The sequence below is a fragment of the Sinomicrobium oceani genome (assembly GCF_900119185.1).
GTDB lineage: Bacteria > Bacteroidota > Bacteroidia > Flavobacteriales > Flavobacteriaceae > Sinomicrobium > Sinomicrobium oceani.
The window spans coordinates 15,643-30,604 of sequence record NZ_FPJE01000014.1; the positions used below are offsets into that span (position 1 = coordinate 15,643).

Genomic DNA, 14,962 nt, shown 5'->3' on the forward strand with positions numbered 1-14,962 from the left:
TGTGTTGGTAATTATTTTTTTCATAATATTGTATTATGTAGTACATAATTACATAATGACAATTTTAACTAACTTTAAAATTCATCTTATGAAAAAAACCGTACCAATACGAAATCGGTTGTTTTTGCCCCTTAGTTTTTTAATTTGTGTTATTGCTTCGAATCCGTTATATGCCTGGGATAACGCTGATTCCGCAGAAGCATTGAACAATGTTCAGGCTGCTGTTACCGGAGTGGTTACAGATGAGGAAACCGGAGAGACCATGCCGGGTGTAAGTATCGTTGAAAAAGGTACGAACAACGGGGTTGTTTCCGATCTGGATGGTAAGTTCACCATAGAGGTGGAAACCGGGGCTACACTGGTTTTTACTTATATGGGCTATGCAGACAGAGAGGTCCGGGTACAGGATCAAAACACTCTCCGTGTAAGTTTAGCGCCGGACGTACAATCTCTTGATGAAGTGGTCGTAGTAGGTTACGGAGAAGTAAAAAGGTCCGAACTCACGGGTTCGGTATCTACGGTAAGTTCCAGGACTCTGGAACAGACCAACAAGGTAGATGCGGTCTCCTCTATACAGGGGCAGGTACCGGGGGTCATGGTACAGCGTACCGATAACAAACCGGGAGCCGGAGGCTTTAACATAAGAATTCGCGGATCCAATACCATTAATACCAATGAGACTATATCTAACGGTGGATATACCCCGGGACAAAACCCCCTGTTTATCGTAGATGGTATTTTTGTGGACGACATCTCTTTCCTGAACCCTTCCGATATCGAACGGATGGATGTGCTTAAAGATGCTTCGGCTACTGCGATATACGGGTCAAGAGGGACTAATGGTGTTGTTATTATCCAGACCAAAACAGGTCGGAGAGGAAAACTGTCCGTACGATACAACAATTATGTAGGCTTCAGAGAAGTATATAATCTTCCCTCGGTGTACAATACGACAAGTTATATTCCTTTTCTTAAGGATGTCGTGGTAGGAAACCAGTATGCATCGGAAACAGGTGGTAATTTTTCTCAATATGCTGCGGATAACGTGAATATTGCAGACTGGCTTAGTCCGGAAGAATTACAGAATATTGCCGATGGAGTGAGTACCAATTGGGTAGATCTTATAACCAGAAAAGGTTTTCAAACCAACCATACCCTCGATCTGAGTGGAGGGAGTGATAAAACGGTGTACTCTGCCGGTTTTGGTTATACGGAAGATCAGGGAACGGTATATGGAGAGGATTTTAAGCGTTATACCATAAAAGGAAGTTTGGAGAGCGACCTGACCGACTGGCTGAATCTGAGCTATAACAATTACGTGACGATAGCAGAACAAAACCAGGGAAGTAATGAAGCTTTCCGTAGTGCATACCGCTTAAAGCCTCTGGGGCGTGCGTATGATGAAAACGGAGAACTCAAGTTCTTACCTACAGCCAAGGAAACCCAGGTGAGTAATCCTGTTTTTGATACTAAAAATGAGAAGAGAGAGACCAAATATATCAATTATATAGGGAATATAGCTTTAAAGGTTAAGCTTACGGACGGACTTAGTGTAACGTCAAAGTTTGCACCCAACGTAAAGTATACGCGGTATGGCGAATACCGTGGACTCTACACGAAAAGTTCTATAGGTAACCAGAGCAGTACACGTGCTGAGGTTGTCAATTACCTCGATTATTCCTATACCTGGGATAATATCGTAGATTTTCAAAAAGAGTTCAACGAGAACAACCGTTTGGCCGCTACTTTTGTATACTCTCAGTATTTACAACAGAATGAGTCTTATCAGTTGCAGATCCGTAATTTCTCTTCAGATGATTTTCTTTTTTACAATCTCGGAGCAGGATCTAATGTAAACAGTTATTCCAGCGGTTATGTAAAACAAACTTTAGAATCTTATACCGCAAGGGTTAACTATAACCTTATGAATAAATACCTGTTTACACTTACGGGACGTTATGACGGAGCTTCTATCCTCTCTCAGGATAACAAGTGGGCCTTCTTCCCCTCAGCCGCTTTTGCTTACCGGGTGATCAATGAGGATTTTATGCGGTCTCAAAACTTGTTTTCCGATCTGAAACTGAGGTTGAGCTATGGAGAAACCGGGAATACCGGAGCCGGAGGAGGATTGAAGCCTTTGGCTACACAATCGCTGTTAGGAACGAGTTATACAAATCTTGGAGATCAGAGCAGACCTACATTGTACGTAACAGGACTGGCCAATAAAAACCTGAGTTGGGAACGTACATCGGAGATCAATGTTGGTTTGGATTTCGGACTTATACAAAACAGGTTGACCGGATCTATTGATCTGTACGACAGAACGACAAGGGATATTATCTTTTATCGTCCGCTGCCCCTGGCTTCCGGTTTCGGAGGCACTTTCGACAACATAGGAAAAGCCAGTAATAAAGGTATAGAAGCCGCATTGAATGCAACAGTTTTCAATACGGAAAACTTTAACTGGTCCGTCAATGTAAATTTTGCATCCAACAAAAATAAAGTATTGAAACTCGACGGAAATGACAGTGAAATTATTTTCGGGGCTCAGGGAGGTACTTTTATTCATAAAGAAGGAGAACCTATGGGATCGATCTATAGTTTTGAGTATGATGGGATCTGGCAACTTGACGAAGCTGAAGAAGCGGCACAATACGGGCAAAGACCAGGGCAGGTACGTGTAAAAGACCTGAATAATGATGGGAAAATTACCGAAGAAGGGGACCGTAAGATCATAGGGAACTCCATGCCTAAGTGGACCGGAGGTTTTACCAGTACGATGAACTACAAAAACTTTGACTTCTCCTTCTTTTTATATACCAGTCAGGGAGCTACCATGCTGAGCAATTTCCACGATTCGTTCGGATTCGCTTACGACGATGACCCCGCAAGGTTGTGGAACGGTTACCGAACAGATTACTGGACCCCGGACAACCCTACAAACAACTGGTTCCAGCCCGGTAATGGCGGACCTTACAGCAAAGCGATCAAGTATATGGACATTTCATATGTCAAAGTAGGGTATATAACACTGGGATATTCCTTACCCACCAATCTTACCGAGAAGATGGGGATAGGAAAGCTGAGATTCTATACCACGATTCAGAACCCGTTTATATTCAGTAGTTATGATGGTTGGGATCCCGAAAGTGCAGGAAGAAATACCTATGCGGCTTCGTTTGCATCAAGGACGTATATGCTGGGGGTAAACTTCAGTTTTTGACAACATCTGAAAAGAATATAATAAAATACCCTTTCAAAATAACCATTGAAAAACTAAAAAAATAACCGATGAAAATTCTAAATAAAAAACTCTTCATTGTAGGGCTGGGGCTCGCTACGGCATCGTTGAGTATTTCCTGTTCTGATTTTCTGGATGAGACCAACAGGGAAAGTCTTTCTATAGACGCAGCCAGGAAAAATGCGGAAACATTCGATCAGCTTCTCGCATATGTATATGAGGTATCGAGAAATAATACTACCAGATACGCATCGGACATGCTTTATGTCCTTGAAGACCTGGGGACGGATATCATAACCCGTGCCAGCCCGGTCACAGGTACGGATGCCTTAAATGATTATGTCGATCTCAATGCGTCTAACTATGCATTACAGGTATATTGGGGAAACCAGTACGCTAATATATCGGCCGTTAATACATTGTTGGACAATGCTGAATCCATAGCAGGAGTAGATGAAAATACGTTGAATACCGGCGTGGCAGAGGCTAAGTTTTTCAGAGCATGGGCTTATTTTAACCTGGTGGAAAACTTCGGGGATATTCCTTTGGTGCTTACGCAGGCAACAGAAGCCAAAACAGATTATGCCCGTGCTCCCCAGGAAGAAGTTTATGTACAAATCGTTGCCGATCTGGAAGACGCTCTCGCCGGTGTAGACGATCAGCCTTCCGAATACGGAAGAGTGTCCAAAGACGCTGTGAGGCATTTATTGTCTAAAGTGTTGCTGACAAGAGGATATAAAACTTTTGCAGTGTCGGGAGATTTCGAAAGAGCCGCAGATCTGGCGGAGACCGTGCTCGCAAACCATCCGTTGGTCTCCTCTTTCGAATCCCTGGTAGACATCGATAACCAGAGAAACCAGGAAGTCATATTTTCGTATCTGTTTGGCAGCGAAACGTCCAGTATAGGATGGGGAAATACCAAACACATGCTCTATAAATTCGAGTATTTCAACTACCCCGGCCTGGCCAGGGGAACCCTCTATCAGAATGGGATAGGTCGTATGCCTACACCTTTCTTCTTTGATATGTTCGAAGACGATGACGAAAGGGATGATGCTACCTTACGGTATGTGTTGTATGCAGATCAGGCGAGTTCGGACGGACAGATACAGATAGGCGATACTGCGATGTACTTTCCGAAAACCGCATGGAGTCAGAGCGATATAGATACCAAGCCCTATGTGGTTATTAACCCAGAAAAGTATCTGATAAACGACGGCGTTACCAATACGCATTATCCTATGTTTAAAAAATTCGATAATCCGGGTGCTCCCTTTGTATATGCAGATCAACCCGCTTTGGGAACAAGAGATATGGTGATGATGCGTGGAGGAGAAGCCTGTCTCATCGCTGCGGAAGCTTACCTTGGGATGGGTAACAATGACCAGGCAGCAACTTTACTGACAACATTGCGCGGACGTGCGGGCATACAAACACCCGTTGCGGCGTCTGATGTGAATATCGATTTTATTCTCGACGAAAGAGCGAGAGAATTGATCGGGGAAGTAAACCGATGGATGGATTTGAAACGTACCGGGAAACTGGTAGAGCGTACTCTGGCTCACAATCCTCATGCGGCTCTCAACCAGGCATTGAGTTCCAAACATTTGTTGAGACCCATACCGCAGTACGAAGTAGATGCTTCCGGGGGAAGCATTGAGCAGAATGAAGATTATAAATAGAAAGGATAAAATGAAATAAAGGATAATGTTCGTCAATTCGTGTCGCCGTCCGATCCACTATAATGCAGAAATTGCGTTTCCCTATACGGAGGTATACACGATTGACGAATACCCTTTATGTTTTGATCAGCTAAAAAAAAGAACGAACACACCTGTTGAGAATTAAAAAGATCATATCAGGATTTTTGCCGGATGAGTTTCTGATAATGCGGAGTGAGATGTTCACGCATGTTTTCCCTGAAGTCGCGGGGCGTTCCGTTTTTGATCGTATCTACGAGGTCCTGATGCGAGATACTGCCTTTTTTCGGCTTGAGTTCCAGCCGGGCTTCCTGTTCCATCATATAGTGAAAAACCGGGAGCAACATAGACTGGAAACGTTGCAGGGTATTATTGCGGGACATACGGTAGAGGTGAGAATGAAACTCGATCTCGTAGGCCAGCCTTACCTTGATATCGTCCGTACATTCCGGGTCCTGGGATTCCCTGGTTACAATGTCCTGTAAAATATCAATGTCTTTACTCTTTTTTCTTATGAACAAAATATCACTCATACCCACTTCCAGAACAAGACGCAATTCAAAAATATTCTGCATGGTTCCCTCCCCGAGAAAGTCCGGATCCAGCACACGTTCCACACCACTGAGAAGATCGGGTTCTGAGATCACCATACCTTTTCGTTTCTTGGATTCGATAATCCCCAGCATGCGCAGGCGGCTCAGTGCCTCCCGGGCTACATTACGGCTTACACCGAGATTTTGTGCAAGTTCTATTTCTTTAGGGAGCGCGTCTCCCGTCTTGAACTTATTTGCTTTTAAATACTGCATAATGTGGTCTTCGACCTGCTCCACCAAAGGCACGTTCTTAATGGGCTTTATGCTTTTACTATCTTTTTCCATAACATGTTAAGTTTTACCCCGCTTAAATAGAATATCAAATTATATAAACAATTAATCAGTAATACATATATTGCAAGGTATAAAATATGTAGTACATAATAAGCGCAAAATGAATATTTATAATATCACGGATTTTGGTGCTATTGGTGACGCAAAAACCGATAATGCTATGTACATTCAAAATGCTATAGACACCTGTAGCCAGTCCGGGGGAGGGATGGTTGTGATCCCTGCAGGGAATACCTTCATCACAGGCCCTTTCGATTTAAAATCAAATATAAAGTTTTACATAGAAAAAGGGGCGGTTTTAAAAGCGGTACCCGACGAATCCCGTTACACCAAAAGTGCATTTCGCGAAAACAAAGGGGAAGGTACTATTTGGATCGGGGGAGAAGGCCTGGAGAACATCACTATTTCCGGAGGAGGAACCATTGATGGAAACGGTATTTTCTTTATGGGGGAGGAGCTCAGCGATTCGTTCGAACTCAAACCTTTTGACCGGGTAGATCCCCGCCCTCATATCCTTACCCTGGTAGGTTGCCGCAACATCAAGATTACGGAAATCACGGTTATGAATGCCGCCTACTGGGCACTCCATTTTGCCGGGTGCTATGATGTGTCTATCCAGAATATATCAGTCTTTAATCATTTAAAGATCAGGAACAGCGATGGTATCGATATCGATCATTGCCAGAATGTTCGTATTTCGGATTGCCATATAGAGTCCGGAGATGACTGCATTTGCATCAAAAATCGCAGGGAATACGACGATATGGGGCCTTGCCAGGATATTGTAGTCAGTAATTGCACCCTGATCAGTACATCCTGCGCCATCAAAATAGGGTCGGAAAATATGGATGATATCAAAAGGATCATTTTTAACAATTGTGTCATCAAAGGAAGCTGTCGCGGGATAGGGATACAGAATAGGGACGAAGGAACCGTGTCGGATATCCTGTTCTCCAATATTATCATAGAATGCAGATTGTATTCCGAAGTATGGTGGGGGATGGCCGAACCTGTTTATATAACAGCTTATCCGAGAGCCGTACACAATCATAAAGATGCCGGGTGGAGACTCAAGGCGGGCTCCGATACCGCAGAGATAGGAAAAGTAAGTAATATCACATTCACCAATATCCGTTGCAAAAGTGAGAACGGTATTTTTATAGGAGCTTCTTCCGATGATCTTATCGATGACGTACAGTTTAATAACGTCGCTGTGGAGATCGATAAAACCACCGAACATCCGGGAGGATATTACGATTGTCGCCCCTGTGAAGGAGAAGGATTTATCGGAGGTGAAACTGCGGGTTTCTATATGGTAAATGCACGAAATATTACGCTGCATAATACTTCGGTTTCTTGGGGAAATAACCTTCCGGAATATTACGGAAGCGCTGTTTATGCCGAAAATATAAAGGAGCTTTCGACAGAAAACTTTAAAGGGAAAGCCGCATTTGCTCACAAGGAAGATTTTGTGAAAAAAGGAGATACTATCTGGCAACTAACAGAAAAATAAAAGATTATGATTTTTGGCCTGTCACATGTAGACATCATTGTTCTGATTATTTATTTTGCTATCATACTGTATATAGGTGTTCGTTCCAGTTTTGCAATCAAGAAAGAAGAAGATTATTTTCTGGGTGGCAGAAAATTCGGGAAATTGTTTTCCACTTTTGCCAGTTTCGGGCAGGCGACTTCCGCCGATGGCCCTGCTGGAGTGGCTACCACTACCTTCAAGAACGGGGCCAGTGGAATATGGAGTTCGCTCCTGATGCTGTTTGCCACACCCTTGTTCTGGATTACCGCTCCGTGGCTTCGCAGGTTGAGGGTAACTACCATGGGAGATTTCTACAACGACCGGTACGACTCCAGGAAACTGGCAGCGACCTATGCCCTGGTGGGAAGTATAGGTATGATGGGACTACTTTCCGTAGGCTACAAGGCAGTGACTACCACGGCAATGGCTATGACTGTCAAAACCGATACGGAACTCACGGCAGATGAAAAGATGCAGAAAGCTAAATCGGAAAGGTTGTTTATGCTGTCCAGTGAAAATTTCAATTACCTTTCCGCTGCCGAAAAAGAAGAACTGAAGACTTTGAGAAAAGAAGAGCCGCGTGCCCTTTTCAGTTATTTTTCCGAGAACATGCTGGTCTGGAGTATCTGTTTTGTCGTATTGATTTATACGGTGCTCGGCGGACTCGAAGCTGCTTTTTATACCGATCTGCTCCAGGGTATTTTTATTATTCTCTTATCTTTTATTCTTATTCCCTTTGCCTGGGAAGCGATCAATGATCTTTACGGCGGATCGGGAATGATGCAGGCGCTCGGGCATCTGCACGAAAGGTTACCGGAAAATTACTTTGAAATTTTCGGTTCGCCTGCTACTATAGATTTTACCTGGTATTATATTATTGCCGCAGCTGTGGTTTCAGGGATGACCGTAGTAGTACAACCGAATCAATTGGTTACCGCAGGGGCGGCGAGAAACGAAGATGCCGCAAGAACCGGGTTTGTGACCGGGACCTTTATGAAAAGGATTATTACCATCTTATGGGGAATGGTAGGACTCTGTGCCATTCTGCTGTACGGAGGAAAGATTGTCAACTCCGACCTCGTCTGGGGACATGCTACGCGAGACTTGCTTGCCCCATTGAATATGGGACTGGTAGGACTCATGCTTGCGAGCCTGATGGCTGCATTAATGTCTACCGCAGATTGCCTGATGATTACTGTATCCGGGCTTATCGTGAACAATCTGTACAAACCTTTTGTCTCCAAAAAAAGTGCAAAACACTATATATGGGCAGCAAGGATTTCGGGAGCCGCCTTTCTCATCGGAGCGGCGATTATCACCACCCAGTTCGACAATATTCTACAGATATTAAAATTTATATGGGAATTCTTCGTCATCTTCGTGGCCGCGTTCTGGCTTGGTCTCAAATGGCGTCGCGCCAACAGAAAAGCAGCTTGGGCTTCGGTATCCCTGACTTTTCTTAGTTTTTACCTGGTTCCTATGCTCATCCCGGCCTTCTTTCCGGGTATAAGGACTAATGAAGACCTGCTGAAAATGACGCAATCTAAAATAGTGACCCGCGATTACGAAGCTAAAATTCTCGATATAGAATCCCGGGATCATGAAATAGCGCAATGGGAGAATCTGCCTGTGGTAGAACAACAAAAAATTTCACGTCCCGAATCGCTACACAAGGGAGAAACGACCGCGGTATCCTACGCGATGCCTCAAAAATCGATCTTCTGGTCCAAAGGCGTAAAAACCGGTAAGGATGAAAAGATGTATGGCAGCGGTTATATTTTCCTGGAATTGTATGTACTGGATAAGCTGGGATGGGACCTTTCTCATAATCCCTATGCACTCAACGAAACGATAAGGCTCTCCATCCGTTTATTGTTCCCTTTCCTGGTCCTGATCCTGGTAGCGCTGTTTACCAAACCGGACAGTCCGGAAGTACTGAACAGGTTTTACAGCAAAATGCGGACGAGAGCGAATGACAATGAGAGTCTGCTCAACAAACCGACAACCGAAACATTACTGTTTCCCGGTTCGGCCTGGGAATTCTATAAGTGGAATAAAAAGGACAGTACCGGTTTTTTGCTGTCGTGTCTCATGGTTCTGCTGATCATAGGGTTGCTTTACCTCATGGTCGTACTCGGGAAATAACTAACATATTAAACATGGTAATGATGAAAAACACAAACAAAGAAAACGAACCCCTGAAGAGTCTGGAAGAATGGGAAGACGATGTGGTACGCCGTTATCCGGAGAAAGCACATAAAAATAAAGAAGAATACCGGAATTATGATGCCCCTGCCCGGGATACCGTAAAAGAATTTTACCGGATCAATCATAGCAACCAGACTTATGATTTTGTGCTGGATAAAGAAAAAGATTTTCTTCGGTTTAACCGCAAGGAGATGACCCTTTGGGACGCCGTAGAGTTTCTGAATACCCTGGTAGACGATTCCGATCCGGATATCGATCTCGATCAGACCCAGCATTTGTTGCAAACATCAGAAGCCATCCGTGCCGACGGTCATCCCGACTGGTTTGTGCTCACCGGATTTCTGCATGATCTCGGAAAAGTGCTTTGCCTTTTCGGGGAGCCCCAGTGGGCCGTGGTAGGAGATACCTTCCCGGTAGGGTGCAAACACTCCGATAAAATTGTATATCCGGAATTCTTTGCAAAGAATCCCGATGTTTACGATGAACGTTACAACACGAAATACGGCGTTTACGAACCGAACTGCGGTCTGGATAACGTACATATGTCCTGGGGGCACGATGAATACCTCTATCATATCATGAAAGATTACCTTCCCGAACCCGCATTGTATATGATACGGTATCATTCGTTCTATGCTCAGCACAGGGAGAAAGCATACGATCACCTTATGAACGATCACGACAGGGAGATGTTCAAATGGGTAGACAAGTTCAATCCTTACGATCTGTACTCCAAGGCTCCCGTGCCACCCGATGTTAAAAAGTTGCGACCGTATTACGAAGATCTGGCAGCCAAATTCCTGCCCGATACCCTCAGGTTCTGATAGTGAACGTATAAAATTAAATATATTAAATTCCGGATATTCAAGATGAAATATCAGTATATGAAATTGTATTACCTGTTGTGCATTGGGGGTATGCTATCCTTTGGGCTGTGGAGTTGTAAGGACCATGCAACAACCGAAAATGAAGAAGGACCTTATAAGGCCCTGATCGAAAGGGTTATCCCCGGCCATGCGGAACACTTTAAAACAGAACCACTCAAAGATGCCGGGGCACATGTTTTTGAGATCGAATCGGTATCCGGTAAAATTGTACTTCGCGGGAATAACGGTGTTGCGATAGCATCCGCTCTGTATTATTATCTCAGGGAATACACCGACAGCCAGATTACCTGGAACGGTACCCGGCTCGAATTGCCAGATACTCTGCCCGGAACGGGAAAGGTAATACGCAAAAATTCTCCTTACGATTACCGCTACTATCTCAACTACTGTACCTTCAACTATACGATGAGCTGGTGGGACTGGGATCGCTGGGAGAAAGAAATAGACTGGATGGTGCTGCACGGCATCAATATGCCTCTGGCTATTACCGGGGAAGAATATGTATGGGACGAAGTGTATAAGTCTTACGGCTTTACCGATGAGGACCTACAGGGATTTTTCAGTGGCCCGGCCTATTTTTCCTGGTTCTGGATGGGAAATCTGGACGGTTGGGGAGGACCGTTGCCGCAAAGCTGGAAAGAAAGTCATCGCGATCTGCAGAAAAAAATACTGGAGCGGGAAAGGGCATTGGGCATGAAACCCGTACTTCCTGCATTTACCGGTCATGTTCCGGCTTCCTTTAAGAAGTTCTTTCCGGAAGCCAATCTGAAGAAGACCAATTGGGGCAATGGTTTCGAAGATACCTATATCCTCGATGCCGAAGATCCGCTTTTTGAGGAGATCGGGAGAACGTTTCTCGAAAAGCAGGCCGAGATCTATGGAACGGATCATTTATACACGGCCGATACATTCAATGAGAACGAACCGCCTTCGGACGATCCGGAATACCTTGGCGAACTTAGTGCGCGGATCTTCGAAGGCATGAAAGCTGCTGATCCCGAAGCCGTATGGGTCATGCAGGGATGGTTGTTCTACAGCCACAGGGATTTCTGGAAAGCCCCGCAGATCAAAGGACTGTTGAGTACCGTTCCGGACGATCGTATGATCCTTCTCGATCTCGCTGCCGAGATCGAACCGGTCTGGAAACGTACCGAAGCCTTTTATGGCAAGCAGTGGATATGGAATATGCTACATAACTTCGGAGGAAATATAAGCCTTTTCGGACGGATAGAAACCGTGGCCGAACAACCCGCCGTGGCATTGAAAGACAGTACCTCCGGTAATCTCAAAGGAATAGGGCTGACTATGGAAGGGATAGAGCAGAACCCCTTGCTGTACGAACTGATGACCGATCATACCTGGAGAGATACTCCGATCGCACTGGATACCTGGCTGGAAGAATACAATGCCGATCGCTACGGAACAAAGGACGAGCGTTTGCTCAGGGCATGGGATATTTTGGTTCGTACCGTATATAACGGAAAGACGATACGGGATGGCGCCGAGACCATTATTTCCGCCAGACCTACTTTCGAAGGATATCGCCGATGGGCGAGAACCAAACTGAATTACAGGCAGGAAGACCTGCTCCCGGCTTGGGATCTTTTCATAGAAGCCGGTTCCGGTTTTAAAAACTCGGACGGTTTCGGATATGACCTCGTGGATATCACCCGGCAGGTATTGGCCAATTATGCCCTGCCTTTGCAGCAGCAGGTGGCCGAAGCCTATCGTAAAAATGATAAAAAAGCCTTTGAGCAGTATAGCTCAGAGTTTCTCGAGCTCATTTCCGATATGGACGAACTTCTGGCGACCCGGAAAGATTTTCTCCTGGGACCCTGGATCGACGATGCCCGGAAATGGGGTAATACACCCGAAGAAAAGGCCGTTTATGAACGTAATGCCAGAGATCTTATCACCCTGTGGGGAGGGCCCGACAACCCGTTGCACGAGTATTCATGCAGACAGTGGAGCGGCCTGTTCTCCGATTTTTACCTGCCCCGCTGGAAACAGTTTTTTACCGTTGTAAAAACGCAATGGCAGGATTTTGACCAGCAGGCTTTTGATGAGGACATAAAAACATGGGAGTGGGAATGGGTAAACAAAAGAGAAGACTACCCGCTGGAACCCCGTGGAGATGCTTACGAAATTGCAGAAGCACTGCATAAAAAATATCGGGACCGTATAGTTCCGATGGCAGACAAAATGCCATCCATAATCTATAATTACTAAAAAAATAAGAGCGGAATGACAGGAGTACTCAAAAATGAACGTTTCCTGTCCCTGGATGTTTTCCGGGGACTCACCATAGCCCTGATGATCCTGGTAAACACCCCGGGAACAGGAGCAAAGATGTATGCTTACCTGGTTCATGCCGATTGGTTTGGCTTTACCCTGGCCGACCTGATTTTTCCCTCTTTTCTGTTTGCTACGGGAAATGCGATGAGCTTTTCCATGAGAAAGTTCCGGGAAGCAGCAGCTGTAGATTTCTGGAAGAAAGTCGTTAAAAGGACACTCCTTATCTTTTTGCTCGGTTTTTTGATGTACTGGTACCCGTTCTTGAGGATTTCCGATGGTCATACGGAGTGGATACCGTTCGGGGAAACCCGGGTTATGGGCGTACTGCAGCGTATAGCCCTGTGTTATTTTTTCGGGGCCGTACTCGTGCGGTATTGCTCGGTAAAGACCATCGTGTGGATATGTGTAACCCTGTTACTGGGATATTGGGGGCTATTATATGCATTCGGCGATCCGGGGCATCAGTTGGAAATGGCGAGAAATGCCGCTACAAAGTTCGACTTGTCCGTATTGGGTATGGGGCACATCTATAAAAAAGACGCTATACCTTTTGATCCGGAGGGCATTCTGAGTACCCTGCCCAGTATTGTCAATGTGCTCGGAGGATATCTCGCAGGAGTTTTTATCCGTAAAAAGGGAAAAACTTTCGAAACCATAGCTATGCTGCTTATTGCAGGTTTCGGACTGTATTGCCTTGCCGAGTGGTGGGGTCTTGTTTTTCCGGTTTCCAAAAAATTGTGGACAAGCCCTTTCGCGCTTCTGACCGTAGGGCTTGATCTTTCTGTGCTCGCTGTACTGATTTTTGTAGTGGAACTTAAAAATATCCGTACCGGTACCCGGTTTTTCGATATCTTCGGAAAAAATCCGCTTGTGATCTACCTGTTTTCCGAGATATTTTTCATCACGTTGAGACTTATTCCGGTCAATGAACATCAGGATACCTTCGAATGGGTGAGTGAAAACGTTTTTCAGTTGCTGTTTCCGGGTTCTTTCGGGGCATTTATGACGGCACTGGTCTATATGCTGCTATGCTGGAGCCTCGGGTGGTGGATGGATAAAAAGAATATTTATATTAAAATATAAGGGCATCCCGGTGTCGCTTATCAAAATTAGTTGACCGTATATTATGAAAAAAACAGTATTGATCATTGCAGGTATTATAGGAGTTCTTTTGCTTTGTACGACCTCCTGTACAGAACGGAAACTGAACATTACGGGACGTAACCCGGTTATCGAGGGATATTATGCCGATCCTTCGGTGATCAAACATAACGGTACTTTTTACCTATACGCTACCATAGATCCCTGGGGTGGGGATAGCCTGGCCCTTTTCAAATCTACGGATTTCGAGAACTGGGAAAAAGTAGCGCTAAACTGGCCTACCAAAGCACAGTGTAAAAGCGAAGATTCCAATGACAGTATGGTATGGGCCCCTTCCGTGATAGAAGGAAAGGACGGCAAGTTTCACATGTTTGTTTCGGTAGGGAGTGAAGTATATGCGGGAATAAGCGACCACCCCGAAGGACCGTGGAAGAATGTCAATGCCGATCAGTCACCGTTTGTACGGACCCAGAAAGAAGATAATATCCATACTATAGATGCCGAAGCATTTCTGGACAGTGACGGAAAAGCCTATTTGTATTGGGGTTCCGGGTTCGACTGGAAAAATGGGCACTGCCTGGTGGCCGAAATGAATACCTCTATGACAAAACTGGTGTCCGAACCCCAGGATATTACTCCGGCAAATTATTTCGAGGCCCCCTATATGATAAAAAAAGACGGAGTGTATTACCTGATGTATTCCGATGGTAAATGCACGGACAGCACATACCAGGTACGATATGCGACTTCAGATAATCCGTACGGGCCCTTTAAAGAAGGAAAGAACAGCCCGGTACTGCATACGATTCCCGGTACGGATACCTATGGTCCGGGGCACCATTCTGTGCTGGAAGAAGGAGGTAAATATTATATCGTATATCACCGGATAGCCGATCCTTCCGCTAAAGAACTGCTTCGGGAAATTTGTGCGGATGAACTTTATTTTGGTAATGATAATGAAATACTGGAAGTACAACCCGCCAGGGGACAGTAAAAGCCAATGGCCAATGAGACCTAAGTACGGAAGTTATGTGCTTCCGGCTAAACATACAGCAGATAACAACAGGCAGCTCTTTTAAAGAACTGCCTGTCGTCATAGCTATATACGG

9 protein-coding genes are annotated in these 14,962 nt (G+C 45.0%); 8 read left to right on the forward strand and 1 reads right to left on the reverse strand.

What is annotated here, in order from left to right; genetic code table 11:
• Positions 1 to 88 precede the first annotated feature (88 nt).
• Positions 89 to 3,223, forward strand: a complete 3,135-nt coding sequence (locus tag BT112_RS13190; protein ID WP_083564927.1) for a SusC/RagA family TonB-linked outer membrane protein — start codon at positions 89 to 91, stop codon at positions 3,221 to 3,223.
• A 68-nt stretch (positions 3,224 to 3,291) separates the two neighbouring features.
• The gene (locus tag BT112_RS13195; protein ID WP_072317863.1) at positions 3,292 to 4,923 is read left to right on the forward strand and encodes a RagB/SusD family nutrient uptake outer membrane protein; all 1,632 of its coding nucleotides are present in this window, start codon (positions 3,292 to 3,294) and stop codon (positions 4,921 to 4,923) included.
• 176 nt (positions 4,924 to 5,099) lie between these two features.
• Here BT112_RS13195 and BT112_RS13200 read toward each other — a convergent pair whose 3' ends face one another.
• On the reverse strand, positions 5,100 to 5,819 hold the full coding sequence (locus BT112_RS13200; RefSeq protein WP_072317864.1) for a FadR/GntR family transcriptional regulator: 720 nt from the start codon (positions 5,817 to 5,819) through the stop codon (positions 5,100 to 5,102).
• Between the two features lie 109 nt (positions 5,820 to 5,928).
• On the opposite strand from BT112_RS13200, the gene BT112_RS13205 reads away from it, so the two are divergent.
• Genes BT112_RS13205 through BT112_RS13230 form a run of 6 tightly spaced genes read left to right on the forward strand, consistent with a single transcriptional unit; the run spans position 5,929 to position 14,847 of the window.
• Positions 5,929 to 7,341 carry a glycoside hydrolase family 28 protein gene (locus BT112_RS13205; RefSeq protein ID WP_083564928.1) on the forward strand — a complete coding sequence of 471 codons (1,413 nt, stop codon included), beginning with the start codon at positions 5,929 to 5,931 and terminating at the stop codon, positions 7,339 to 7,341.
• 6 nt (positions 7,342 to 7,347) lie between these two features.
• Positions 7,348 to 9,507, forward strand: coding sequence for a sodium:solute symporter family protein (locus BT112_RS13210; protein WP_072317866.1), 2,160 nt, complete (start codon positions 7,348 to 7,350; stop codon positions 9,505 to 9,507).
• A gap of 23 nt (positions 9,508 to 9,530) precedes the next feature.
• On the forward strand, positions 9,531 to 10,394 hold the full coding sequence (locus BT112_RS13215) for an inositol oxygenase family protein (RefSeq protein ID WP_394333357.1): 864 nt from the start codon (positions 9,531 to 9,533) through the stop codon (positions 10,392 to 10,394).
• A 45-nt stretch (positions 10,395 to 10,439) separates the two neighbouring features.
• Positions 10,440 to 12,686: an alpha-N-acetylglucosaminidase gene (locus BT112_RS13220; protein ID WP_217652396.1), complete on the forward strand. Its 2,247-nt coding sequence runs from the start codon at positions 10,440 to 10,442 to the stop codon at positions 12,684 to 12,686.
• Between the two features lie 15 nt (positions 12,687 to 12,701).
• Positions 12,702 to 13,835 carry an acyltransferase family protein gene (locus BT112_RS13225; protein ID WP_072317868.1) on the forward strand — a complete coding sequence of 378 codons (1,134 nt, stop codon included), beginning with the start codon at positions 12,702 to 12,704 and terminating at the stop codon, positions 13,833 to 13,835.
• A gap of 43 nt (positions 13,836 to 13,878) precedes the next feature.
• Positions 13,879 to 14,847 carry a family 43 glycosylhydrolase gene (locus BT112_RS13230; RefSeq protein WP_072317869.1) on the forward strand — a complete coding sequence of 323 codons (969 nt, stop codon included), beginning with the start codon at positions 13,879 to 13,881 and terminating at the stop codon, positions 14,845 to 14,847.
• Positions 14,848 to 14,962: the final 115 nt, after the last annotated feature.

What these genes read in the sequence shown, in the direction of transcription:
- BT112_RS13190 (WP_083564927.1), top strand. Translation starts at nt 89, where the DNA reads ATGAAAAAAACCGTACCAATACGAAATCGGTTGTTTTTGCCCCTTAGT.
- BT112_RS13195 (WP_072317863.1), top strand. Translation starts at nt 3,292, where the DNA reads ATGAAAATTCTAAATAAAAAACTCTTCATTGTAGGGCTGGGGCTCGCT.
- BT112_RS13200 (WP_072317864.1), bottom strand. Translation starts at nt 5,819, where the DNA reads ATGGAAAAAGATAGTAAAAGCATAAAGCCCATTAAGAACGTGCCTTTG.
- BT112_RS13205 (WP_083564928.1), top strand. Translation starts at nt 5,929, where the DNA reads ATGAATATTTATAATATCACGGATTTTGGTGCTATTGGTGACGCAAAA.
- BT112_RS13210 (WP_072317866.1), top strand. Translation starts at nt 7,348, where the DNA reads ATGATTTTTGGCCTGTCACATGTAGACATCATTGTTCTGATTATTTAT.
- BT112_RS13215 (WP_394333357.1), top strand. Translation starts at nt 9,531, where the DNA reads ATGAAAAACACAAACAAAGAAAACGAACCCCTGAAGAGTCTGGAAGAA.
- BT112_RS13220 (WP_217652396.1), top strand. Translation starts at nt 10,440, where the DNA reads ATGAAATATCAGTATATGAAATTGTATTACCTGTTGTGCATTGGGGGT.
- BT112_RS13225 (WP_072317868.1), top strand. Translation starts at nt 12,702, where the DNA reads ATGACAGGAGTACTCAAAAATGAACGTTTCCTGTCCCTGGATGTTTTC.
- BT112_RS13230 (WP_072317869.1), top strand. Translation starts at nt 13,879, where the DNA reads ATGAAAAAAACAGTATTGATCATTGCAGGTATTATAGGAGTTCTTTTG.